Source organism: Pseudomonas sp. CF161 (assembly GCF_000416215.1).
Lineage (GTDB): Bacteria > Pseudomonadota > Gammaproteobacteria > Pseudomonadales > Pseudomonadaceae > Aquipseudomonas.
In genome coordinates this window covers 158,813-182,399 of sequence record NZ_ATLP01000033.1, presented here as the reverse complement: position 1 = coordinate 182,399, position 23,587 = coordinate 158,813, and the positions used below count along the sequence as shown (strand labels likewise).

23 protein-coding genes are annotated in these 23,587 nt (G+C 64.5%); 9 read left to right on the top strand and 14 right to left on the bottom strand.

Translation table 11 applies throughout. From position 1 onward, the window contains the following. The 3 genes from CF161_RS03655 to CF161_RS03645 all read right to left on the bottom strand — a co-directional run. Positions 1–551, bottom strand: a 551-nt coding sequence (locus CF161_RS03655; RefSeq protein ID WP_020295211.1) for an FAD-binding oxidoreductase, incomplete at its 3' end; no start/stop codon positions are given. 149 nt (positions 552–700) lie between these two features. Further along, positions 701–2,239: an MFS transporter gene (locus CF161_RS03650; RefSeq protein WP_020295210.1), complete on the bottom strand. Its 1,539-nt coding sequence runs from the start codon at positions 2,237–2,239 to the stop codon at positions 701–703. Beyond that, positions 2,236–2,733, bottom strand: coding sequence for a heme-binding protein (locus CF161_RS03645; protein WP_020295209.1), 498 nt, complete (start codon positions 2,731–2,733; stop codon positions 2,236–2,238). Before CF161_RS03645 ends, CF161_RS03650 begins: the two co-directional genes overlap by 4 nt. 103 nt (positions 2,734–2,836) lie before the next feature. Here CF161_RS03645 and CF161_RS03640 point away from each other — a divergent pair, with 103 nt between their 5' ends. Then, the gene (locus CF161_RS03640) at positions 2,837–3,718 is read left to right on the top strand and encodes a LysR family transcriptional regulator (RefSeq protein ID WP_020295208.1); all 882 of its coding nucleotides are present in this window, start codon (positions 2,837–2,839) and stop codon (positions 3,716–3,718) included. A 152-nt stretch (positions 3,719–3,870) separates the two neighbouring features. Here CF161_RS03640 and dhaL read toward each other — a convergent pair whose 3' ends face one another. The 7 genes from dhaL to CF161_RS03605 all read right to left on the bottom strand — a co-directional run bounded on the left by dhaL (position 3,871) and on the right by CF161_RS03605 (position 11,310). Next, positions 3,871–4,515, bottom strand: coding sequence for a dihydroxyacetone kinase subunit DhaL (gene dhaL / locus CF161_RS03635; protein WP_020295207.1), 645 nt, complete (start codon positions 4,513–4,515; stop codon positions 3,871–3,873). Positions 4,516–4,518: 3 nt separating this feature from the next. Then, a complete protein-coding gene (locus tag CF161_RS03630; RefSeq protein ID WP_020295206.1) occupies positions 4,519–5,520 on the bottom strand; it encodes a dihydroxyacetone kinase subunit DhaK in 1,002 nt (333 codons plus the stop codon). 141 nt (positions 5,521–5,661) lie between these two features. Further along, complete coding sequence (locus CF161_RS03625) at positions 5,662–6,774, bottom strand: alcohol dehydrogenase catalytic domain-containing protein (RefSeq protein ID WP_371106505.1); 1,113 nt, start codon at positions 6,772–6,774, stop codon at positions 5,662–5,664. A gap of 45 nt (positions 6,775–6,819) precedes the next feature. Then, a complete protein-coding gene (locus CF161_RS03620) occupies positions 6,820–7,578 on the bottom strand; it encodes an SDR family oxidoreductase (RefSeq protein WP_020295204.1) in 759 nt (252 codons plus the stop codon). A gap of 188 nt (positions 7,579–7,766) precedes the next feature. Continuing rightward, the gene (locus tag CF161_RS03615) at positions 7,767–8,789 is read right to left on the bottom strand and encodes a substrate-binding domain-containing protein (protein WP_020295203.1); all 1,023 of its coding nucleotides are present in this window, start codon (positions 8,787–8,789) and stop codon (positions 7,767–7,769) included. A gap of 44 nt (positions 8,790–8,833) precedes the next feature. Further along, the gene (locus CF161_RS03610; protein ID WP_020295202.1) at positions 8,834–9,826 is read right to left on the bottom strand and encodes an ABC transporter permease; all 993 of its coding nucleotides are present in this window, start codon (positions 9,824–9,826) and stop codon (positions 8,834–8,836) included. Then, on the bottom strand, positions 9,823–11,310 hold the full coding sequence (locus tag CF161_RS03605; RefSeq protein ID WP_020295201.1) for a sugar ABC transporter ATP-binding protein: 1,488 nt from the start codon (positions 11,308–11,310) through the stop codon (positions 9,823–9,825). The genes CF161_RS03610 and CF161_RS03605 overlap by 4 nt, the downstream gene beginning before the upstream one ends. A 283-nt stretch (positions 11,311–11,593) precedes the next feature. Here CF161_RS03605 and rpiB point away from each other — a divergent pair, with 283 nt between their 5' ends. The 3 genes from rpiB (at position 11,594) to CF161_RS03590 (ending at position 15,139) form a co-directional block, all read left to right on the top strand. After that, positions 11,594–12,055, top strand: a complete 462-nt coding sequence (gene rpiB / locus CF161_RS03600) for a ribose 5-phosphate isomerase B (protein ID WP_043228533.1) — start codon at positions 11,594–11,596, stop codon at positions 12,053–12,055. Positions 12,056–12,147: 92 nt separating this feature from the next. Continuing rightward, a complete protein-coding gene (locus tag CF161_RS03595) occupies positions 12,148–13,128 on the top strand; it encodes a sugar-binding transcriptional regulator (RefSeq protein WP_020295199.1) in 981 nt (326 codons plus the stop codon). Positions 13,129–13,582: 454 nt separating this feature from the next. Further along, positions 13,583–15,139, top strand: coding sequence for a TerC family protein (locus CF161_RS03590; protein ID WP_043228531.1), 1,557 nt, complete (start codon positions 13,583–13,585; stop codon positions 15,137–15,139). Between the two features lie 44 nt (positions 15,140–15,183). Here CF161_RS03590 and lepB read toward each other — a convergent pair whose 3' ends face one another. Beyond that, on the bottom strand, positions 15,184–15,978 hold the full coding sequence (lepB, locus tag CF161_RS03585; RefSeq protein WP_020295197.1) for a signal peptidase I: 795 nt from the start codon (positions 15,976–15,978) through the stop codon (positions 15,184–15,186). 99 nt (positions 15,979–16,077) lie between these two features. Beyond that, on the bottom strand, positions 16,078–16,986 hold the full coding sequence (locus tag CF161_RS03580; RefSeq protein ID WP_020295196.1) for a LysR substrate-binding domain-containing protein: 909 nt from the start codon (positions 16,984–16,986) through the stop codon (positions 16,078–16,080). A gap of 149 nt (positions 16,987–17,135) precedes the next feature. Here CF161_RS03580 and CF161_RS03575 point away from each other — a divergent pair, with 149 nt between their 5' ends. From CF161_RS03575 to CF161_RS03565, 3 genes are all read left to right on the top strand, one after another. After that, positions 17,136–18,437 (top strand): FAD-binding oxidoreductase, encoded by a 1,302-nt coding sequence (locus CF161_RS03575; protein ID WP_020295195.1) that lies wholly within the window; start codon positions 17,136–17,138, stop codon positions 18,435–18,437. 47 nt (positions 18,438–18,484) lie between these two features. Then, entirely contained in the window at positions 18,485–19,585 is a 1,101-nt protein-coding gene (locus tag CF161_RS03570) for a polyamine ABC transporter substrate-binding protein (protein ID WP_020295194.1), read from the top strand. Between the two features lie 178 nt (positions 19,586–19,763). Beyond that, a complete protein-coding gene (locus tag CF161_RS03565) occupies positions 19,764–20,552 on the top strand; it encodes a hypothetical protein (RefSeq protein ID WP_020295193.1) in 789 nt (262 codons plus the stop codon). Between the two features lie 66 nt (positions 20,553–20,618). Here CF161_RS03565 and CF161_RS03560 read toward each other — a convergent pair whose 3' ends face one another. Next, complete coding sequence (locus CF161_RS03560; protein WP_020295192.1) at positions 20,619–21,617, bottom strand: bile acid:sodium symporter family protein; 999 nt, start codon at positions 21,615–21,617, stop codon at positions 20,619–20,621. An 85-nt stretch (positions 21,618–21,702) separates the two neighbouring features. On the opposite strand from CF161_RS03560, the gene CF161_RS03555 reads away from it, so the two are divergent. After that, a complete protein-coding gene (locus CF161_RS03555; RefSeq protein WP_020295191.1) occupies positions 21,703–22,491 on the top strand; it encodes a helix-turn-helix transcriptional regulator in 789 nt (262 codons plus the stop codon). Positions 22,492–22,584: 93 nt separating this feature from the next. Next, positions 22,585–22,938: a hypothetical protein gene (locus tag CF161_RS03550; protein ID WP_020295190.1), complete on the top strand. Its 354-nt coding sequence runs from the start codon at positions 22,585–22,587 to the stop codon at positions 22,936–22,938. 86 nt (positions 22,939–23,024) lie between these two features. Here CF161_RS03550 and CF161_RS03545 read toward each other — a convergent pair whose 3' ends face one another. Further along, positions 23,025–23,504, bottom strand: coding sequence for an Lrp/AsnC family transcriptional regulator (locus CF161_RS03545; protein ID WP_020295189.1), 480 nt, complete (start codon positions 23,502–23,504; stop codon positions 23,025–23,027). Between the last annotated feature and the right edge of the window lie 83 nt (positions 23,505–23,587).

Genomic DNA, 23,587 nt, shown 5'->3' with positions numbered 1-23,587 from the left:
TGACAGGCGCCGTTGGCGGTGTCGACGCCGATCACCCGGTTGCCGTCGCGCCGCAGGCTCAGCACCGGGGTCTGTTCCAGCACTTGAGCGCCGTGGGCCCGTGCCCCGTCCAGCAGGATGTGGGTGGCGGCCACCGGATCCAGGCAGCCCTCCGCGGAGGCGTAGCGGGCGCGCTGCGGCGGCGTGATCAGGTTGGGTTCAAGCTGCGCGACCTGGGCCTGGTCGAGCCACTGCAGCGAAGGGTTGGTGCTGGCACCGTTCGCGGCCAGGGCCGCGTCGGTGTAGCACAGCGCTCCCGACCAATCGATGCGCAGCTCCGGCAACTCGTGTTCGAGGCGCCGATAGTCCGCCAGGGCTTGGGCGCGCAGGGCCTGGATCGCCCTGGGCGCTTCATCGGCGGTGTTGATCCAGGCAAATGAATGGCGGGTAACGCCGCTCGCCGCCAGCGACTGCTCAAGCACAGTGACCTGTGCGCCCTGGCGTGCCAGGTGGTAGGCGATGGAGGCGCCGACAATGCCGGCCCCGACCACGATCACGCTTGAAGGGGGCATCTGCACCTCGGCTGCCAGTGGGGAGTGGGAGTTTCAGGAGGCCGCACCTTAGCCCTGGCGGCTGGCGCCAGGCAAAGGAATGAATGTTATGAAAGTGCAACCGCCCCCGGGCTCGGGCGCGCGCCTGGGGCGGTTGCAGAACGGGGCTTCTATTCCAGCTTCAGGCTCAGACCCTGGGCCTGGGGCAAGGGGTTGCGCATCAGCCGACCGACCATCAGCGCCCCCAGCAGGGCGAGGATCCCGGCCACCGTCAGCACCCGGCCGAAACCGCCGACAAAGGCCTGCACGGCCAGGGGCTCGACCACGGCCCGGGCGCTGTGCGGCAGGCTGGCCAGGGCGCCTTGCATATCCCCGGCGACCACCCGCGAGGCGATATCCGGTGCCTGATTCAGCCATTGCGGCGCTTGCTGGCCCAGATCGACCTGCAACAGGTGCTGGGTCTGGCTGGCCAGCAACGCCCCGAACACGCCGATGGCCAGCATGATGGCGCTGAAACGCATGGTGGTGCTCATGCCCGAGGCCATCCCGGTCCGCTCCCGAGGCACGCAGGCCATGATGTTTTTCTGGGTGTCGCCATTGAGCAGCCCGGCGCCGGCACCGGTGACGGCAATCGCCAGGGCAAAGCTCAGGTAACCACCGGCGTGCACTGCCCAGGCACTGAGCAGGTTGCCGACCCCAACCAGGGTCAGGCCGGCGGCCATCAGGGTGGCCGGGGCATAACGCCCGGCCAGGCGCGCGCCGATGCGCGGGCAAATCAGCATGGTCAGGGCAAAGGGCAGCATGCCCAGGCCCGAGGCGATGGCGGAAAACTGCAGGCCGTTCTGCAAGTAGAACGGCAGCAGGGTCATCATCACCTGGGCGCAACCGGCGTAGGCGAACATCCCCAGCAGGGCACCGATCAGCCGTGGGTGGCGCAGCAACTGCAAATCCACCATGGGCCGGCGCTGGGCTTTTTCGATCAGCACAAACAGCCCGAGCAAGGCCGCGCCGCCCAGCAGGCGGGCATAGGTCAGCGGGTTGCTCCAGCCGATGCGGTTGGCTTCGATCAAACCCCAGATCAGGCACAGCAGGCTGGCGCTGAAGGCCAGGCTGCCCCAGGGGTCGAGGCGCGCGGCCTGGGTGTCGCGGGACTCGGGTACATGGCGCAGGACCATGGCCATCAGCACCAGGCCCACCGGCAGGTTGAGGTAGAAGATCCAGCGCCAGCCGATGTACTGGGTAATCAGCCCGCCGAGGGTTGGTGCGGCGGTCATCGCCACGCCCATGCAGGCGCCCCAGAACGCCCAGGCCTTGGCCCGCTGCACATCGTCGTGAAAGGTATGGCCGATGGAGGCCAGGGCCGAGGTCAGGAGCAAGGCGGCGCCCACGCCCTTGATCGCCCGGGCGATATCCAGCCACAACGCCGTGGGGGCGGCGCCGCAGCCGAGGGAGGCGAGGATGAAAATCACCAGGCCGCAGAGCAGGGTTTTCTTGCGTCCGAAGCGGTCGGCGAGGCTGCCGGCGGGCAGCAGCAAGGCGGCGAAGGCCAGCATGTAGGCGCTGACCACCCATTCGATATCGACGAAGTTGGCCCCCAGGTCGCGGGCGATGCTCGGCAGGGTCACGGCGACGATATTGGTGTCGAGCACGATCAGCGAGCACACCCCGGACGCGGTGAGCAGGGTCCAGCGTGGGTTGGGTTGACTCATGGCTGCCTCCGCTGGGGCAGGGCCGCCAGGGCGGCGAGGGCGATTTCATCGTCATGGGCCGGGGTGTCGGCACTGACCCCGATGGCGCCGATCACCTGGCCGTCGACGATGATGGGCTGCGCGCCTTTCATCATCAGCAAACCGGCGGTGATCGCCGCCTGGCGCCCGCCATTGATGGCGTTTTCCAGATCACCCGAGGGCCGCTTGAACAGCGCCGAGGTGCGCGCCTTGCCCTGGGCCAGCTCGATCCCGGCGACCACCGGAGCGCCGTCCATGCGCGCACTGAGGATCGGCCAGCCGCCGTCGTCGACGATCACTACCGCGCACGGCCAGCCCTTGGCGTCGGCGGTCTGCTGGGCGGCCTGAAGCAGCTGTTGAGCGCTCTTCAGATCAAGGATTGCCTTGCGGGCAATACCGGTGTCGGCAGCGCCAGCAGAAGCGAGCTGCAGGCTGCAGCAAGTGATCATCGCCAGAAACAGGGGTTTGACGCGCATGGCATAGGCTCTCTAGGGTGGAGGTCGAGCCAGCTTATCGCGACGCTTCAGGTGCCTTGTTAGGTGCAACGCGGGACTTCATTACCTTTGAGCTAACGCCTTTATGGAAATTCGTCATTTTCGCTACTTTCTGGCCGTGGCCCGGCAGCGCAATTTCACCCGCGCCGCCGAACAGTTGGGCATTGCCCCGCCGACCTTGAGTCGGCAGATCCAGGACATGGAGCAAGCCCTGGGCACGCGCCTGTTCCTGCGCCAGCAGCGCGAGGTCAGCTTGACCGAGGCCGGTGCCGCGTTGGTGATGGAAGCCGAGGCCACGGTGCGCCAGTTCGAGTTTGCCCAACGCAACGCCCAGCGCGCCGGGCGCGGGGAAATCGGCCATATCGAACTGGGCTACGTGGCCTCGGCGGTGTATTCGGGCCTGCTGCAAAAACAGGTGCAGGCTTTTTGCCGGCAATACCCGGACGTCAGCCTCAGCGTGCGCGAAAAGCCCATGGCCGCGCTGCCGGGACTGGTGGCCGATGGGCGCTTCGATATCGGTTATATCCGCTCCCCCATGACCCTGCCCGAGGGGCTGGAAGCCATCGCCCTGGACGCCGAAGGGTTTGTGCTGGCATTGCCAGCGCAGTCCTGGCTGGCCCGCCTGGGGGACATCAGCCCGGAACACCTGCGCGGCGAGACCTTTATCCTTCCCGAACAGATCAGCGGCACCCTGCAAGTGGCGGCCCAGGGCGGTTACGCCCCGACCCTGGGACCCCAGCCCGGCGGCCTGGTGGCCGTGCTGGCCCTGGTGTCTCTGGGCCAGGGCGTGGCCGTGGTGCCTGAATCGGTGATCGGCCATATCAGCCTGCCCAACGTCCTGTACCGGCCGATCAAGGGCGGCGACGCCTCCTCGCGCCTGTCCCTGATCCACCGCCGCTTCGAACAGGCCCCGGCCGTGGTGCGCTACCTCGAACAGATCAAGCGCGAGTATCGAAGAGTGCCCTGATAGCGCTGAATGGCGTGGCTGTTGCCCCCTGAAGTCGCCGCCTTCCGTCAGATGCACAGCTCTGTAGCCGCTGCCGCCAGGCTGCGCTGGCCCTGGAGATCGCCGTGTTCTGTCAGGTATGCCACGGCGGCAGTGCTGGCCTGCGCCAGCGGCTACAGGAGTCGGGGGCTGATGGAGTCGGCGAGGCGGGTCAGGATCAGGCAACAGGACACGGCGCCGGCATCCAGCACGCCGAGTGAGCGTTCGCCCAGGCGGCTGGCGCGGCCGATACGGGCCACCAGGTCGCGGGTTGAGTCCCGGCCCTGGGACGCCGCGCTTTTCATGTGCGCCAGTGCTTCATCGAATGAAGCCCCCGCTGCGTGTGCCTGTTCGAACGCCTGCACCGCAGGGATCAGGGTGTCCATCAAGCACTTGTCGCCGACCCCGGCCTCGGTGATGTCTTGCAGCGAGGTCAGGCCACCGCGCAGCAGGCGGGCGAAGGTCGCGGTGTCGATCTGCTGTTGGTCGCGCACCTCATTGGCCATGCCGATAAACAGGCTGCCGTAGAGCGGGCCCATGGAGCCGCCTATGCCTTCCATCAGGCTCAGGGTCAGTTCGTCGAGGGCCCCGGCCAGGTCCAGTTCACGCCCTTCCAGGGCTCGGCCACAGTGGGCAAAACCCTTGGCCATATTGATGCCGTGGTCGCCGTCGCCGATGGCGCCGTCGACTTCGCTCAGGTATTCACGGTTGGCGACTATTACGCTCACCAGGTCGGCCACGATGGCGCTGCCGTCACTGCTGGGAAAATACTGGCTCATGGTTCACTCCGTCTGGGTCATGCCGATGGAGCGGCAAGGTTGGTCGATCAGGGTCTTGAGTTCGGCGTCCAGGCCCAGCAGGGTCAGGGTCACGCCCATCATTTCCAGTGAGGTGAAATAGTTGCCGACGTAACAGCGATGCACCTTGAGCCCCTTGGCGCGGATCTGCCGTTCAACTTCAGCGTAGAAAATATACAGCTCCATCACCGGCGTTGCGCCGAGGCCGGAAACCAGCACCACCACGCTGTCGTCGCTGCTGAAATCGCGGTCGGCGAGGATCGGCGCCAACATGCGTTCGGCCATGGCCGCAGCGGACTCGACGGGGATGACTTCAATCCCCGGTTCGCCGTGGTGGCCGATGCCCAGTTCCATTTGCCCGGGGGCGATCTGGAAGTTGGGCTTGCCCACCGCCGGAATGGTGCAGGGGGTAAGCCCGACGCCGATGGAACGGCAGCGGTCGACGGCGTTCTGCGCGACCCGAATCACGCCGTCCAGGTCATAGCCCTTGGCCGCCGCCGCGCCGCCGACCTTCCACATGAAGATCTCGCCGGCCACGCCCCGGCGCTTGGCGATCTCGGCCTGGGGCGCCGAGGCCACGTCGTCGTTGGCGACCACGGTGCGCACCTGCAGGTCTTTGCTGGCGGCCATCTTCATCGCCAGTTTCACGTTCATATTGTCGCCGGCGTAGTTGCCGTACAGGCAGGCGATGCCCGCGCCCTGGTCGGCGGCGCGAAAGGCGTCGAAGAAGCTTTTGGCGGTGGGCGAAGAAAAGATTTCGCCCACCGCCACCGCGTCCACCAGGCCGGGGCCGACGTAGCCGAGAAACGCCGGCTCATGCCCCGAGCCGCCGCCGGTAACGATGCCCACCTGGCCCGCCGGCGAGGCGTCGCGTTTGCAGATCACCCGCGGGTTGGTCTCGAACTGAGCCAGTTCCGGGTGCGCCAGCAGGATGCCTTGCAGCATGTCCTCGACCACCTGGTCCGGGTCGTTGATCACTCGATTCATGACGGGGTTTCCTGTGTTCTTGTTGTTGATATTGGCCAGAGACCATGGTGCAGGTTGCCGATAAGGGCCCGCGTCCGAAGGCGCCAGAATATCGCTGTAGCCACTTCCGAGGCGGCTACGGTGGCTGCGGGTTTTTGGTGGTCAGGGTTTGAGCACCACTTTCAGTGAGCGGTCGCCGCGCTCCATGACGGCGAAGGCTTCCTTGAAGTCGGCCAGGGCGAAGGTGTGGGTCACCACGTCGCGCATGTCGATCTTGCGGTTGCCGATAAAGTCGATGGCCCGTGGGTACATGTAGGGGCCCAGGTGCGAGCCGAGCACGTCCAGTTCCTTGCGGTCGCCGATGATCGACCAATCCACCGTGGCTTCGTCGTTGAACACGCTGAACTCGACGAACCGCCCCAGTTTGCGCAGCATCGCCAGGCCCTGGTTGACCGCTTTGTGATGGCCGGTGGCTTCGATGTAGATGTCGCAGCCGTAGCCCTCGGTGATTTCGCGAATCTTCGCCAGCACGTCGACTTCGGCCGGGTTCCACACTTCGTCGGCGCCCATGCGCAGGGCCAGCGCGGTGCGTTCGGGCTTCATGTCGAGGACGATCAGGCGCTTGGGGTTGCGCATGCGCACCGCGCCGATGATGCCCAGGCCCAGGGTGCCGGCCCCGGCGACGACCACGATGTCGTCGAAACCCACGTCGGCGCGATCAGCGGCGTGCAGCGAGCAGGCCAGCGGCTCGATCAGGATCGCTTCATCCGGCGCGATGCTGTCCGGCACTTTGTGCACGATGCCTTCCTTGGTGAAGATCATGTACTGCGCCATGGCCCCTTGGACGTTGTTCTGGAAGCCATACAAGTCGTGCTTCTGGCACATCCAGTACTGGCCGTGATTGCAGAAACGACAGCCCCAGCACGGCACGATCTGTTCCGAAATCACCCGGTCGCCCACCTTGACCCCACGCTTCTCCGCCCCCGGCCCCAGGGCCACCACCCGGCACACGAACTCATGGCCGGGGATCATCGGTGGCTTGACGTAGCGGGGTTGCTCGGCGTCGCCCCAGAACGAGGGCGCACCGCGATAGGTCTTGATGTCGCCCATGCAGATCCCGCAGAGCTCGACCTTGGTCAGGATCTCCTCGGGCCCCGGGATTGGCACCGGCACCTGCTCCAGGCGGTAGTCCTCCGGGCCATAACAGACCACGGCCTGCATGGTTGCCGGAATCGTGGGCGACAGGCGTTCGTGTGTCGGGGTTTCGAGCAGCATGGACATGGCAGCGGACCTCATCGAAATGATCTGAAAAGCGCGTATTTACTGAATGCTGTAGCCGCCATCGATCACCACGTTTTCCCCGGTGATCATCTTGGCCGCGTCGCTGAGCAGGTACAGCACCAGCCCGGCGATTTCCTCGGGCTGGGCGAAGCGCCCGACCGGGATCTGCAATTTGGCCCGTTCACCCAGCTCGCCGGCCCAGGCTTTCTTGCCCAGTGCCGTTTCGACGATGGTCGGTGAAATAGCGTTGACGTTGATGCCGTGGGGCGCCCACTCCATGGCCAGGACCTTGGTCATGCCCACCACCGCCGCCTTGCTCGCGCAGTACGCCACGTGGCGGTCGAGGCCGATGACCGCAGCCTGGGAAGCGAGGTTGACGATGCGTCCGTGGCCTTGCTCGATCATGTGCCGGGCACAGGCCTGGGCCACGAAGAAACTGGCCTTGAGGTTGATGTCCAGGGTGGTGTCCCAGGCGCTTTCGCTGACCTCCATGGCCTTGTCCAGCAGGGCGACCCCGGCGCTGTTGACCAGGAAATCCAGGCGCCCGTAGTGCGCGGCCATCAGGTCCACGGCGTCTCGTACTTGGTCCAGCTGGCGCAGGTCGATGGCCAGCCCCAGGTGCCCGTCGCCGAGGCTGGCGGCGATATCGGCCACCGCCGGGTCGCGGTCGAGCAGGGCCACCTTGGCCCCGCGCTCCACCAGCAGGTTGGCGCACGCCAGGCCGATCCCGGCGGCGCCACCCGTGATGACCGCGCAGCGGCCGTTCAGGTCGAAGGCCTGATCCCAGAATCCGGGCATGTCATGACTCCTTTATAAAACGATGGGCTGTAAAACCGACCAATCAACTGCGCCAGGTGTTGGGGGCGGCTGTGCTGCCCGGCGCGAGCAAGCTCGCTCGCCACGGGGAGGGTGCAAGCCAGTGGTGGATGATTGCGCTGGCAGAGCGCAGGTTCCAGGCCCCGGAGTGCTGGCGCAGCAGGTCCGACCTATTTGCTGCCCGCTACCTGCTGGTACAGCGCGTCGGCATTGCCGTTGGTCACCGGCACCCACGGCAGGATGTACAGCTTGTCGCTGCCATCACCCCATTTCAGGTCCTTGGCATAACGTTCCCAGATCACCGATTGCGGCTTGTAGTCCTTGCCGGCCAGGGTTCGCAGGGCCACATCCAACGCACCCTGGGACTGAGCCTGGGCATCCTGGAGGAAAGTGGTGACTTCACCTTTTTTCGCCGCCTGGATCGCATCCGGCATGCCGTCGATGGAAGTCACGGGGACGTCGCTCGGCGACAGGCCGCGAGACTTCACCGCCTGCAAGGCGCCCAGGGCCATGTCATCGTTCTGGGCGATGATCCCGGAGATGCCGCCGTTGGGGTGGGCGTTGAGCCAGTCTTCGGTCAGCGACAAGGCCTCGGCGCGGGACCAGTTGGCGGTCTTCATTTCGATGACCTTGATCCCCGGATTCTTCTTGAGGATCTCCATCTCGCCTTTTTCCCGGTCAATCTGCGCCGACTGGCCAATCGGCCCCTGGATGATCACCACATTGCCCTTGCCCTTGAGCTTGTCGACCATGGCCTGGGCTTGCAGGCGCCCGCCCTCGACATCGTCGTTGCCGACATAGGGCACGTTGGCGCTGGCGACCTTGGTGTTGGAGGCGATCACCGGGATGTCGTTTTCCATGGCCCGGGCCACGGCGCCGACCCCGGCCTTGGTGTCGATCGGTACGAAGATGATCGCGTCATAGTGCTGGGTGACCATGGTCTCGATCTGGTTGTTCTGGGTCAGGGCGTCATAGTTGCCGTCGAACACCGTGATCTGCACCGTGCCGTCCTTGACCGCCGGGTGCTGTTTGAGCTCACGGACCCAGTTCTGCATGAACTGGCCCTTGAGCCCGTACACCGCCGCGCCGATCTTGTAGGTTTTTTCTGCAGCGAGGGCCACGCTGCTGCAGAGCAGGGAGACAGCCGCCAGCGTGGCCAGGGATGTGCCGAGCTTCTTCGGTGAACGCTTCATGGGGAACTCCTTATTGTTGGGGTCGTGCCGTGCAATGAACGGGGTTAGCGTTTTTTCTTGCGCCAGACATCGATGAGCACCGCAAACACGATGATCAAGCCCTTGGCGACCTGCTGGTAATAGGAGGACACCCCGAGCAGGTTCAGGCCGTTGTTGATCACGCCGATCAACAGGGCGCCGAACAGGGTGCCGACAATGCTGCCGGTGCCACCGGAGAGGCTGGTGCCGCCGATCACCACGGCGGCGATGGCGTCCAGTTCATAGGAGGTGCCGGCCTGGGGCAGGGCGGAGGTGGTGCGTGCCGAGAGCACCACGCCGGCCAGCCCCGCCAGCAGCCCGGAGACCACGTACACCGAGAACATCACCTTGCGCACGCCGATCCCGGAGGTGCGGGCGCTTTTTTCGTTGCCGCCCACGGCATACACGTAGCGCCCGTAGGTGGTGTAGCGCAGGACCATCCAGAACATCAGTGCGACCACGGCGAAGATCACCACCGGCACCCCGACTGGGCCGATCTTGCCGATGCCCAGGGCCAGGTAGTTTTCCGGCAGGTCGGTGACCGGGCTGCCGTCATTGAGGATAAAGGTCATGCCGCGGGCAATGCTGAGCATGCCAAGGGTTGCGACAAAGGGTGGGATCGACAGGTTGGCCACCATGAAGCCGTTGACCACGCCGAGCATGGCCCCGGCGAACATCCCGGCGCTGACCGCCGCCAGCAGGCCGTAGCCCTGGGTCGCCACCAGCGCGCTGCACAGGCCCGCAAATGCCAGGATCGAACCCACCGAGAGGTCAATGCCCTTGGTCAGGATCACGTAAGTCATGCCTACGGCGAGGATCCCGTTGATCGACGTCTGGCGCAGGATGTCCATCCAGTTGCGCCAGGTCATGAAGTATTCGCTGGCAAACGCCATGACCAGGCACAGCAGGATAAACACCAGCGGCAGGCCGAAGCGGTCCAGGGCCAGGCGCAGCCGGCGGCGTGGCGCGGGCTGGGTGGAGGCGGGCAGGGGCGGGGTGGCAAGGGTCTTGGCGTTCATGAGGCGAGACTCAACAAGGCTTCCTGGGAAAGGGCGGTGTCGGTGCTGATGGTGACCAGCCGGCCGCCCTTGAATACCGCGATGCGATCACTCAGATGCAGCAGTTCAGGGGCCTCTGACGACACCACGATGGCCGCGCCACCGCCGCGCACGAACTCGTCCAGCAGGTGGTAGATCTCTTGCTTGGCGCCCTCGTCGATACCTCGGGTTGGCTCATCGCACAGCAGGCAGATCGGCGTGGTCGACAGGCACTTGGCGAGCACCACCTTTTGCTGGTTGCCGCCGCTCATGGATTCCACCGGCAGGTCCAGGGAGCTGGTCTTGATTTGCAGGCGCTGGACCATGCCCTGCGCCAGTTGCAGTTCTTTGCGCGCGCTGATCAGCGACCAGCTCGACAGCTGGCGGTAGGCGCTGAGGGCGATGTTGGAGAGGATGCTGCTGCTGAGTACCAGCCCGCTGTCCTTGCGGTCTTCGGTGACCAGCGACATGCCGGCGCGGATGGTCGCTGCCGGCACGCCCACCGGCAGCGGCTGGCCTTGCAGGGTAACGCTGCCGGCATGGGGTTCGGTCAGGCCATAGACGCAGTTGAGGAATTCGCTGCGCCCCGAACCCATCAGCCCGTAGATGCCGAGAATTTCCCCCTGGCGCAGTTGCAGGCTGATGTCCTGGAACTCGCCGTGGCGGCTCAGGCCCTGGACATCGAGGCAGTTTTGCGCGGCGCACTGACGCCCGACCTTGTGATCGATACGGGTCAATTCCTGGCCGACGATGCCGCGCACCAGGTGCGCGCGGTCGATGTCGGCCATGCGCCCGCTTTCAACAAAGGCGCCGTCGCGAAAGATGCTGTAGTCGTCGGCGATCTGCGCCAGTTCGCTGAGGCGGTGCGACACATAGATGATGCCGGCGCCCCGCGCGGTGAGGCGGCGAATGGCCTTGAACAGGGTCTCGGCCTCGCGCTCGCCAATGGCCGAGGTCGGCTCGTCCATGATCATCACCTGGCAGTCATGGCTGAAGGCCTTGGCAATTTCCACCAGCTGGATCTGCGCCACGCTCAAGCGGTGCATGGGGCTGTTGGCGTCGACCTCGAATTCCAGGCTGGCCAGCAACTCGCGGGTGCGCCGGTTGAGTTCCTTGCTGTCGACGATGCAGCCGGCGCGACGCGGTTCGCGACCGAGCCAGATGTTTTCGGCGACGGTCATGTAGGGGATCGGTTCCAGCTCCTGGGTGATCATCGCCACCCCGGCGGCCAGGGCGGCGCTCGGGCGGTCGAACTGCACCGGCTGGCCGTTGAGCAGGATGCTGCCGGCATCACGCTGGGTGATGCCCATCAGAATGCCGAGGAACGTGGACTTGCCGGCGCCATTGCCGCCGCACAGGGCATGCACGCTGCCGGCACGCAGGGAGAGGCGACCGTCACGCAGGGCAGGGATCCCGGCGTAGGCCTTGGCGACATGTTCAGCCTGGAGCAGTAATGGCGTGGCCATCGGCGTGTCCTCGTGCTGTGAATTCTTATTGGATCGCATAACCATGTTTTGCGCTGATCATATGTGTAACAAATGAAATTCTGATCAGTCAATCCCTTTCGCTTTAAATATGTCTGGGTGGTGAGTGAGGCTTTTTACCGCCCTGTGTAGGGCGTTATCCCGCGAGCCTGGTAAATCTCGCTTGACAGTTGAGGGGTGAATGCTTGAAAAATGACTGATCAAAGTTTCAATGAGTGATCATATGATCAGTCATGCTCTTTCCCAGTCAGCGGAGCGAAATGCGATGAATAGAGCCTTTTCAGTGGCCATTGGATGCGATGAGGCGGGGTTTGAACTCAAGGAGCTGCTCAAGCGGCACATTGAGGCGCTGGGGCATCCGGTCGAGGATTTCGGCACCCATTCCCTGGAGCCGGTGCTGTATCCGGATATCGCCCTGGCGGTGGCTACGGCCATAAATGACGGGCATCACCGGCTGGGGGTGCTGGTTTGCGGCACCGGCATCGGCATGGCCATTTCGGCGAACAAGGTGCTGGGCATTCGCGCGGCCCAGGCCCATGACACCTATTCCGCCGAGCGCGCACGCAAGAGCAATGATGCGCAAATTCTCTCGATTGGCGCGCGGGTGGTGGGGGTGGAGCTGGCCAAGAGCGTGGTCAAGGCGTTCCTGGAGTCGGAGTTCGAGGCGGCGCGCTCGGGCGCCAAGGTCGAGCGGATCAATGCCATCGAGCGTGATGGCCATCAGTGAGGGGCGCAGGGCTGCGCGCAAGCCGCTTGTAGACGTACCCCGTATCCACTAGAGAGAATGCGCCTTTGACGCCAAGACGGAAGCCAGTCCACATGAGTGACAGTACCCAGCGCGGGGCCAGCGATATCGATCTGATGACCGAAGTCGCCATGCTCTATTACCTTGAGAACGTCACTCAGGAGGCCATTGCCAAGCGCTTCGACCTGTCACGGGCCAAGGTCAGCCGCCTGCTCAAACGGGCACGGGATGAAGGGATTGTCGAGGTCCGGGTGCTGCAGCATCCGGCGATGAACAATGAGCTGGAGCAGGCGCTGGTGGAGCGCTTCCAGTTGGATCGGGCGTTGATTGCGGTCGACCACAGTGACCCGGATACCCAGCGCTCGGCGGTGGCCAGCCTGGTGGCCAACTACCTGAACAAGACCCTGAGCGACGGCATGATCGTCGCCGTCGGCATGGGGCGCAATGTCGGGGCGGTGGCTGATAACGTGTTTTTGCCGGTGACGCGCAACTGCACGTTCGTCTGCGCCATCGGCGGTTCGCTGCGGGCTGGGGAATACATGAACCCGGACCATATCTGTCGCCGTCTGGCCCTGCGTTTCGGGGCTGAAAGCGAAACCCTGTATGCCCCGGCGCTGGTGGCCAATCCGGAGTTGCGCAGCGTGCTGATCAGCAACGACACCGTGCGCTCGACCCTGGATCGCGCACGCCGCGCCGATATCGCCCTGATTGGCATCGGCGATATGAGTGAAAACAGCAATATGGTGCGCATGGGCTGGTTCTCGCCCCAGGAAATCGCCCAGGCGCGATTGTCCGGCACGGTGGGCGACATGATGGGCTACGACTTTATCGACATCCATGGCCAGCCGGCGGTCAACGCGATCCAGGGGCGGGTGATCGGTTTGAGTGTGCAGGAGTTGGTACGCATCCCCGATGTGGTAGCCATCGCCAGTGAAAACACCAAGGCTGCCGCGACCCTGGGGGCCTTGCGTTCCGGGGTGATCAACACCCTGGCGACCACCGTCACCAACGCCCACACCATCCTCGCCCTGGATGATGCGACCCGTAAGAGCTAAGGGTTGCAGGTGCGGCTTTCAGGTTGCCCATAGCGCCTGTAGCCGCTGCCGCCAGGCTGCGCTGGCCCTGGAATCGCCGTGTTCTGTCAGATACGCCACGGCGGCAGCGGCTACGGGTTTATAAAGTTTTGTAATGATTTCCTGCTGTGGAAAATGTGACTGGCCGCTGTAATCTCCAAGTCCGTTTTTTATATCAGGACTTGCATGAACACCCTTTCGGAGCCTCCCAGTCGTCCTTCCCCCTGGACGCCACACCTCTCCCTCGTTCCATTCGCCTCGCGCCATTCGGCCGCTCTGAGGCGTTGCCGTCGCACTAAGTTTCCGGTTTTTCGATTCTCGCCAAGGGTTGCCCTGGTCGGTCGGCGCGTGCGCCCGATTCCTGCTACAACCCGTTGTGCGGGCGTTTTTTCGCGCCCGGCTGCCTGAATTCAATTAGAGAGATCGCGTCGTTTTTATGGAATGGATAGTGGACCCCACGGCCTGGCTTGGCCTGTTGACCCTGATCGTGCTCGAGCTGGTGCTGGGTATCGACAACCTGGTGTTTATCGCGATTCTGGCGGACAAGCTGCCGCCCCATCAGCGCGACCGGGCGCGGATCATCGGCCTGTCCCTGGCCCTGTTGATGCGCCTGGGCCTGTTGGCCAGTATTTCGTGGTTGGTCACCCTGACCCAGCCGCTGTTCGAGGTGTTCGACAAGAGCTTCTCCGGACGTGACCTGATCATGCTGTTCGGCGGTGTGTTCCTGCTGTTCAAGGCCACCATGGAATTGCACGAGCGGCTTGAGGGCCATATCAGCCAGCGTACCGGCAACGCCGCCTATGCCATGTTCTGGCCGATCGTGGCGCAGATCGTGGTGCTCGACGCGGTGTTCTCCCTGGATGCGGTGATCACCGCCGTGGGCATGGTCGACGAACTGGCGGTGATGATGATCGCGGTGATCATTTCCATCGGCCTGATGATCGTCGCCAGCAAACCCTTGACCCGCTTCGTCAATGCGCACCCGACGGTGATCATGCTGTGCCTGGGCTTCTTGATGATGATCGGCTTTGCCCTGACCGCCGAAGGCCTGGGCTTCCACATTCCCAAGGGCTACCTGTACGCGGCCATTGGCTTCTCGATCCTGATCGAGGTGTTCAACCAGATCGCCCGTGCCCGGCGCAAGAAGTCGATGCAGGGCCTGCGGCCGATGCGCGAGCGTACGGCCCATGCGGTGATGCGCCTGCTGGGCGGGCGGAAACTGGCGGTGGAAGAGGTGGGTGAGGAAATTGCCGACCTGCTGGACAACGGCCAGGAACCCACTGCCGAGCTGTTCGACCGGCGCGAGCGGGTGATGATCAGCGGCGTGCTGCAACTGGCCGAGCGGCCGATCCGCAGCATCATGACCGCGCGTGCCGATGTCGACCATATCGACCTGGCGGACAGCCCCGAGGTCATCCGCACCAAGCTTATGCATTCGTCCTATTCGCGCCTGCCGCTGATCCGCAATGGCGCGGTGGATGAACCCCTGGGCTTCGTGCACAAGAAGGAGCTGCTCAAGGAGTACCTGGCCGGCAACCCGCCGAACCTGGAGCACCTGGCGCGCAAGACGCCGAACCTGCTGGACAGTTTCTCGATCCTCAATGCCCTGGAACAGATGCGCAAGGCCTCGACCCACATCGCCTTCGTGATCAACGAATTCGGCGATTTCATCGGGCTGTTGACCATGACCGACATTCTCGAATCCATCGCTGGCGAGTTGCCGGACGCCAGCGAAATCGAAGGCCCGGACATTGTCGAGACCGAGGACGGGCTATTGGTCGGCGGCGCGTTGAACCTGACACAGATCCGCCAGCGCACCGGCTTCGCCGCCGAGCCGACCGAGGACTATCAAACCCTGGCCGGGCTGGTGATCAGCCTGCTGGACCGCTTGCCGGTGATCGGCGATCGCCTGGAGTGGCAGGGCTGGAGCCTTGAGGTGATGGCGGTTGAAGAGCGCCGGGTAACGCGGGTGCTGCTCAAGCGCCTGGCGTAGCCGGCAGGGGCGCTGCCGAATGCCAGCGCGCCCCACGCAGGGCCTCAATCGAAACGGGTGCCGATCCGGCTGCGGTCCGGGGCGAGCCAGATGCCGGTGATCCGACCGGTAATGTCGGACTCGGCGACCTGTCCCATAAAGCGGCTGTCATTGCTGTTGTCGCGGTTGTCCCCCAGCAGGTAGACATGGCCCGGCTCGACCCGCAGCGCTGCCAGGTGTTGCGAGTAATCTTGCTCGGCCCGCTCGGGCGGGGCGAAGAACAGGCCCAGGTTGCGGCCGTTGACCAGCACATTGCCGTCGACAATCGCCAGGGTATCGCCGGCCACCGCCGCCACCCGTTTCACCACCTCGGTGCCGTTGTAGCGGTGGACCACGATATCGCCGACCTTGACCGGCCCCGGGCGCAGGTCGGAGACGATGTAGTCACCCAGATCCAGGGTCGGGATCATCGAGCCGGACGGGATGTAGTAGGTCTTGAATCCCAGCAGGTACGGGCGCAGCGGTTCGAACATGACCACCGTCACCAGCACCAGGCCCGCCAGGTACAGCAGGTGCATCCGGGTGCTGGGGTAGCGCGCGCTGGCACTGTTGCGTGAGGCCGATACGGCAGCAGTGATGGCTGAGGCGAGTTTGATCGACACCACCCACAGCAGAAACAGCAGCACCCCCACGGGGCTGGCCAGCAGCCCGCAGAGCCCCATCAGCGCCAAGCCGCCGTAGAGTGCGGCAGCAGTCCACACGCCCCATTTGACCCGGCCGACATACACCAGGCCCCAGCCCGCGGCCACACAGGACAGGACGAAAGCGAGCAGCGGGTTCTTGCGAGCGAGGGTGGGCATGGGCAGCGTCCATCTTCAAAGGGGGCCGTATCCTAACGAGTTGCGTGCGCTGACGGAAGGCGCTTCAAGCCTGGGGCGAATTGCCTGCCGCCGATGCCTTCATTCTCCTTTCCCGACTGCCGCCGACTGGCTCTGAAACCAGTCCAGCACGGTGTTGCAGGCCGGGTGCGCGGCGCCGCTGTCGCGCAGCCACAGGGCGTAGACGCCGCCGGTTTTCAGCGGCTGGCCAAAGGGCACGATCAGGCTCCCGCGGCTGATGGCGTCCTGGGCCAGGACCCGGTCGGTCATGGCCACGCCCAGGCCACGGGCGGCGGCGTCCAGCGCCAGGTCGTCGAGGTTGAACATCAGGTGCTGGTAGTTGTGCGCGGTCTGGTCGGCCTGGGCCTGCAGCCACACGGTCCATTCGTGACGGCTGGTGGAGCCGTGGATCAGCGCATGCTCGGCCAGTTGCTCCAGGGAGCGTGGCGGCGGCAGGCCGTCGCTCAACTGCGGGGCGCACACCGGAATCAGGTGCTCATCGAACAGCGGCGTCAGCGCCCGCTCATCCAGCCCGTCCCGCAGGTACAGCACGTAGGCGTCGCAGTCGCCGCCGGTGTCCACCGTCTCGCCGCCGACAGTTTCGATGGACAGGCACAGCCCGGGGTTGGCCGCGTAGAACCCGCTGAGTCGGGGCAACAGCCAGCGCACCGCCAGCGAGACAAAGATCCGGATCCGAAACGGCTGCTCCAGCGGCGCCGGCGCCAGGCGTTGTTGCAGGCCGCCCAGGGCGCGCAGCAGTTCCAGGGCCACGCCGTACACGTCGCGCCCCTGTTCGGTAAGTGATACCCGGCGGCTGGTGCGCTCGAACAGCGCCACCGCGTAATGCTCCTCCAGTTGCTGGATCTGTCGGCTGACTGCGCTCTGGGTCAGGTGCAGGCGGCTGGCGGCAGCGGTGAAGCTGTTGCTCTCGGCGACGTGGACCAGGGTTTGCAGAGCCTGCAGCGACGGTATCCGGAGTGGGTTATCCATGCGTTTCTCGAATAGATGGATGAATTAATAACGTTCGAAACCTGGCGCTGATCTCCATAGATTGTAGGCATTGGATGGTAGGTATTCAGCGCAGGCGGGGCAGGCGTAACGATTCCCCTGGCGCATCGATTCTGAAGGAGTGGCAGGCATTGAACAATGTATGTGGCTGGATTGCCCTGGCAGGTGAGTCGCCCCAGCGGCCGACGCTTGCGGGCGTGCAGAAAACCGACTGGCTGATTATCGGCGGCGGCATCACCGGGCTCTCGGCGGCCCACAGCCTGGCGCAGATGTTCCCCCAGCAGCGCATCGTGCTGGTCGAGCGTCAGCGCGTGGCCCAGGGCGCCTCGGCCCGCAACTCCGGGTTTGTGGTCAGCCACGAACTGCCCGGAGCCAGCGAGCTGCTGGGCCAGCCCGGCCACGCCGGTTACCAGTTGGCCTCGCGGATCGGCGTCGCCGCCGGCCTTGAAGTACGCCAGCGGATTGCCGAGCTGGGCATCGACTGTGAACTCAGCAACGCCGGCTACCACTTTGCCGTGCATCAACCCCAGCGCCTGGAGCATGCCCAGCAATGCGTGGCCACCCTCAACGCGGTCGGGGCCCAGGCCAGTGTGCTGGAGGGCACGGCGTTGCAGCGGCGGCTGGGCAGCGCCTTTTACCAGCGAGCGATCCATTGCGGCGGCGGCAACGGCCTGTTGCAGCCGGCCAAGTACGTCAAAGGCCTGCTGGACAGCTTGCCAAACCAGGTCGAGGTGTTTGAGAACAGCGCCATCGATGACCTGCAACCGTTGCCCGGCCGTGGCTGGAAAGCCCGCAGCGCCGAGGGCGAAATCGAGGCCACGCAGGTGCTGGTCTGCGTCGGCGCCTTCTTGCCCCGGCTGGGCCTGCGTCGCAGCCAGACCTTTGCCCTGGAACTGAGCGCCAGCATCACCCGGCCCTTGACCGAAGAGCCCTGGCAAAGCCTGTTCGACGACCAGGGTTGGGGCGTGCTCTCGACCCTGCCGGGCGGGGCCACGGTGCGCCTGTTGCCGGGCCGGCGGCTGTTGATGCGCAACACCGTGGAGTACCGCCAGCGCGACCTTGACCGCGTGGAGTTGGCAGAACGCCGACAGCAGCATGTGCACGGCTTGCAACGCCGCTTCCCGGGGATTGTCGCCGAGGACTTGCAGCACACCTGGACCGGGCACCTGAGTGCCACGCGCTCTGGCGAGCCGTATTTCGGGCGTATCGCCGAGCGTTTGCACGGAGTTTCCGGCTGCAACGGTTCCGGCGTGGCGCGCGGCACCCTGTGGGGCCGATTGCTGGCGCAGATGGCGGCCGGGGGCGACTCCCAGGTGCTGCGCGATGTGTTGTCCCAGGCCCGGCCCGGCTACCTGCCGCCCAAGCCGTTTTTTGATATCGGCGCGGCGCTGCGCATGGGCTGGGAAGTCCGGCGCGCGCAAAACGAACGTTAACCGTCGCGGCGAGGTTCGCCGCAACAATAAAAAAGAGAGGCGGCAACATGCTCAATCGCATACCCACAGCGTTGTTCACCCAGGCCCTGGTCCTGGCCTTGTCGGTCGGTTCGGTACAGGCGGCAGAGTCTGTGCGCATCGCCAACTGGAGCGGCTACATCGCCCCCGACACCCTGACCAACTTCACCCGCGAGACCGGGATCCAGACCACCTACGACGTGATCGACAGCAACGAAACCACTGAAGCCAAGTTGATGACCGGCGGCAGCGGTTATGACCTGGTCAGCCCGTCCAACCACTTTCTGCCACGGCTGATCCAGGCCGGGGCGATCCAGGAGCTGGACAAGAGCAAGTTGCCGAACTGGAACAACCTCGACCCCAAGCTGATGCAGATCCTCGAGGCCAGCGACCCCGGCAACCGCTACGCGATCCCTTACATGTGGGTCACGGTGGGCATCGGCTACAACGTCGACAAGATCAAGGCGATCTTCGGCAACACCGACATCACCCAGTCCTGGCAGATGCTGTTCAAGCCGGAAAACATCGACAAGCTCAAGCAGTGCGGGGTGGCGTTTCTCGATAACCCGACGCAGATGGTGCCCATCACCCTCAACAGCCTGGGCCTGGACCCCACCAGCGAAAAACCGGCCGACCTGAAGCGCGTCGAACAGGCGTTGCTGGCCATCCGGCCGTCGATCCTGTACTTCCACCAGTCCAAGTACGTCAGCGACCTGGCCAACGGCAATATCTGCGTCGCCATCGGCTTCAGCGGCGATGTGCTGCAAGCCATGGCCACCGCCAAGCAGGCCAGTAACGGGGTCAACCTGGGGTACAGCGTTCCCCGGGAAGGCTCGACCGTGGCCGTGGACATGGTCGCCATCCCGAAAAACGCCCCGCACCTGGACAACGCCTACACCTACATGAACTACCTGCTGGAGCCGAAAGTGATCGCCGCTATCAGCAACTTCGTGCGGTACGCCAACGGCAACGCGGCGTCCCTGCCGTACATCGAGCCCGGGCTGCGCCACAACCCGGCGGCCTATCCCGAGCCGTCGGTGCTCGAAACCCTGTTCACCATCAAGACGATGTCACCCGCCGGCATGCGCTTGAGCACCCGGTTGTGGACGCGGATCACCAGCGGCACCTGATCGGGCCTGGCGGTAAAGGGGGGGCGGGGCAGGGTAAAAACTGCAGGCTAAAGCGGACAAAGACGCATTCGTGTGTTATCAAGCCGCGCTTGCCGTGAGCGTTGAGCGACCGGCGCGGCGCAAGCCCATTACCCCCCTGTCTTTGTCTGTGAGTCTCAAGCCAATGGAATGCTCCCCGTTGTCCACCCGTTCTACGTTGATCATGGCGACCGTCGCCGCCGGCCTGCTGGCGCTTGGCGGCTGCCAGAAACCAACCCCGGCCGAAGCCGCCGCCACTGAGGCGGTGGACCGGCAGCAGGTGGACCAGGGGTTTATCGAAGCATTCAGCCAGGTGCTCTATCGCAATGCTCTGGGAGCCAACCGCCAAGGGCTGATCGGGGCGGTGGACATGCACATGACCCTCGATGCGCAAAACCGTGTGCTGGCCTGCACGGCGCGGCCCAGCACCCACTACCTCATCGCCGATAAGCGCAGTGACGCAGGGCTGATCAAACTGGCAACCGAACTGTGCTGGAACACCCTGTTCCCCGAGGTCTCGCCGCAGGTGTTCAAGGACGCCGACGACACCCAGGTCATCGTCGCGCCCTTGGTTTTTCCGTCCCTGGATTCGCTGTCGGTTGAGCAGAAGCAGCGCCAGGCGGTGCGCGTGAGCCTGTACCAGCAGGTCCGCTTCCTGCGCGAGCAACTGCTGGCCCGGCAGAGCGTGGATGGGGTGGGGGTGGCCAGTTTCCGCTATGTCGCCAATGCCCAGGGCCAGGTGCAGGAATGCCAGGTGAAGCTGGAACCAAGCCCCTATCGCCCCGGCCAATTCAAAGCCGACAGCGCCTTGCAGCAGCGCCTCGCCAGCCAGTGCAAACAACTGGACCTGCGGCACATGCCCGGCTTTGCCACCGGCCCCGAAGGCCTGGCGCAAGGCTTCGTTTCCGTGGACTACAGCCCGTGGATGAATGGCGCCAAGGCCCACTGATGCGGTAGCCCGGTAGCCGCAACCTCGCAGGCTCGGCAGCGGCTACGGGTCAGCAGGGTTAGGCGATCATGGGTCGACCTGGGCCATCAGCTCGGGGATGGATTCCGGGCGTTTGGCGTAGCGCTGGGCCAGCACCGCGCAGACCATCAGCTGGATCTGGTGAAACAGCATCAACGGCAGGATCAGCACACCGATGGTGCTGCCGGCGAACAGCACCTGGGCCATGGGTACACCGGTGGCCAGGCTCTTTTTCGAACCACAGAACAAAATGGTGATGCGGTCTTCCTGGTTAAAGCCGAACGCCTTGCTCAGCACGCTGGACGCCACCAGCACCAGCGCCAGCAGAATGCAGCAGACCACCACCAGCCCGCCCAGCTCCCACAGCGGAATCTGATGCCAGAGGCCTTCAGTTACCGCTTCGCTGAACGCGCCGTAGACCACCAGCAAAATCGACCCCTGGTCGACAAACTTCAGCCAGTTCTTGTTGCGCCCAACCCAGGCGCCGATCCAGCGGCGGGCGATCTGCCCGAGGATAAACGGCAGCAGCAATTGCAGGCTGATCTTGAGGATCGCATCCAGGGTCGAGCCGCCTTCACCGTGCACATTCAGCAGCAGGGTCACCAGCAACGGCGTCAGGAAAATCCCGAACAGGCTGGATGCCGCCGCGCTGCAGATCGCTGCCGGGATATTGCCCCGGGCCAGGGAGGTGAAGGCAATCGCCGACTGCACCGTGGCGGGCAGGGCGCACAGGTAGAGCATGCCCATGTACAGGTCGTTGCCGATCAGCGGCGACAGCAACGGCTTGAGCGCCAGGCCCAGCAGCGGGAACAGGATAAAGGTCAGGCTGAACACCAGCAGGTGCAGGCGCCAGTGGCCGGCGCCGGCGATGATCGCCTCTCGCGAGAGCTTGGCGCCATGCAGGAAAAACAACAGGGCGATGGCGGCGTTGGTCAGCCAGCCAAAGCCCACGGCCACCTGGCCGCTGGCGGGCAGAAAGCTGGCGAGCAGCACCACGCCGATCAGGGTCAGGGTGAAATTGTCGGGCAAAAGACGTGAGCGAGTCATAGCGGGATCATCCGGGGGTTGCCAAGAGCGATTGCGCGACTCTAACGTGACGGCTGTTTGCCGACTAACGCCAATGAGCCAGTTAATGCCGCCTAAAGGACATGAAAAGATCGTCCGGCGCAGTATCCCCGGTCTTCCCAGCCTGCCTCGACCGGTTTACGGCCGCACCGAATCACTGCCCAATCGCGCCCTGACCCGGCGCCACAGCCACCCCTGGGTGCAATTGTCGTATGCCATCGCCGGGGTGCTGGAGGTGCAGACCAGTGCCGGGCGCTTCATTGCGCCGCCCCAGCGCGCGGTGTGGATCCCCGCCGGCATGCCGCACAAGGTGTTCAGCTCGCCGCGGACCGAAATGCGCAGCCTGTACCTCGATTGCAGCGTCACCGCCTGGGCGCCGGAGGCCTGCCAGGTACTGGCGGTCAGCAGCCTGCTGCGCGAGCTGATTCGCAGTTTCAGCCAGTTGCCGGTGGAGTACGCCGAAGACGGCGCCGACGGGCGCCTGGCCCAGGTGCTGCTGGACCAATTGGCCGCCGCGCCGCCGCTCGACCTGATGCTGCCGCTGCCCCAAGACCTGCGCCTGCGGCAGATCTACCGCAGCCTGCAACTGCACCCCGAACAGGCCACCACCCTGGGCCAGTGGAGCCAGAAACTCGGGGTCGCGGAAAAGACCCTCAGCCGCCTGTTTGTGCGCGACACCGGCCTGACCTTCCGCGCCTGGCGCCAGCGCCTGCGCCTGCTCGGCGCCCTGACCCCGCTGGAGCAGGGCGAACGTGTGACCGATGTGGCGCTGGCCTGCGGCTATGACTCGACCTCGGCGTTTATTGCCGCGTTTCGCCAGCAGTTTGATTCCACGCCAGGGGAGTTTTTTCGCTAATGGCTGAGCGAACCTTCCTTAATGGTTTTTGGCATGCGGCCGGCAGCGGATAAGATCCGAGCCTGACTTTTCAAGGACCGAATCGGTGCGCCCATGACCGACAAACAGACACCGCCTCAGCGGCCGCGATTGTTCCCGGTCCACAGCAAACACATGACCCTGGAGTTCGACGCCTACGGCAGCGAACTCTGGTTGGCGGTCTGCGCCTATCTGGTCGAGGAACTGGGTTTTGAACGCCAAGGTGAGCGTGTCGATGCCTGGGACGAGGGCATCTCGCCGTCTTTCGTGCGTGACGGCCTGGAGCTCCAGGCGGGCTGGAGCCATTGGGCCGATGGTGACTACCTGCTTGCGGTCTGCCCCCGTGGCGATCAGTTGCTGCACGACATACTCGCGGCGATTCGCCCGGATCTGAGTTTTCACCCGCGAGATGACCTATCCATTGCGTAAAGGCTGCGCGGCGAAAGCGGGCGGCTGTTGCAACGGCGTGATGAAATTTCCGCCGGGGCAGGGGGTATAGCCGCGGCGAATCACCTTCAACCCGTCGCCAAATGGCTCAAGGGCAGGATATTGGTCACCTTTATTTCCCGCAGGGAAATATTCGAGCAGATGCTCAGTACCCCGGGCAGTTTTCTCAGGACTTTTTCCACAAAACGGCTGTAGTCGTCGAGGTCTCGGGCCACCACCTGCAACAGAAAGTCGGCCGCGCCGGTGGTGTTGTGGCAGGCCAGCACGTTGGGGCAGGCGCGGATGATGTTTTCGAATTCGGCGGTGACTTCTTCGCCGTGCTGGGTGCAGGCAATCTGCACAAAGGCCATGACCCCCATGCCGAGTTTTCGCCGATTGAGCACCGCCTGGTAGCCCTCGATCACCCCGGCGTCTTCCAGGCGTTTTTGCCGGCGCCAGCAGGAGGCTTCGCTCATGCCCAGGTGCTCGGCCAGTTTGGCGTTGGACAGCTTGCCGTCCTGCTGCAGGCGGTCGGCGATGGCGGTGTCCAGTTTGTCGAATTTTTCCACCTGCAAGATCCTTTCAGTCAGCGCTGGAGATCTGTAAGGCTATTTCGGACCCTTCAGTTATTCAAGGCTAAATAGAAAGGTAA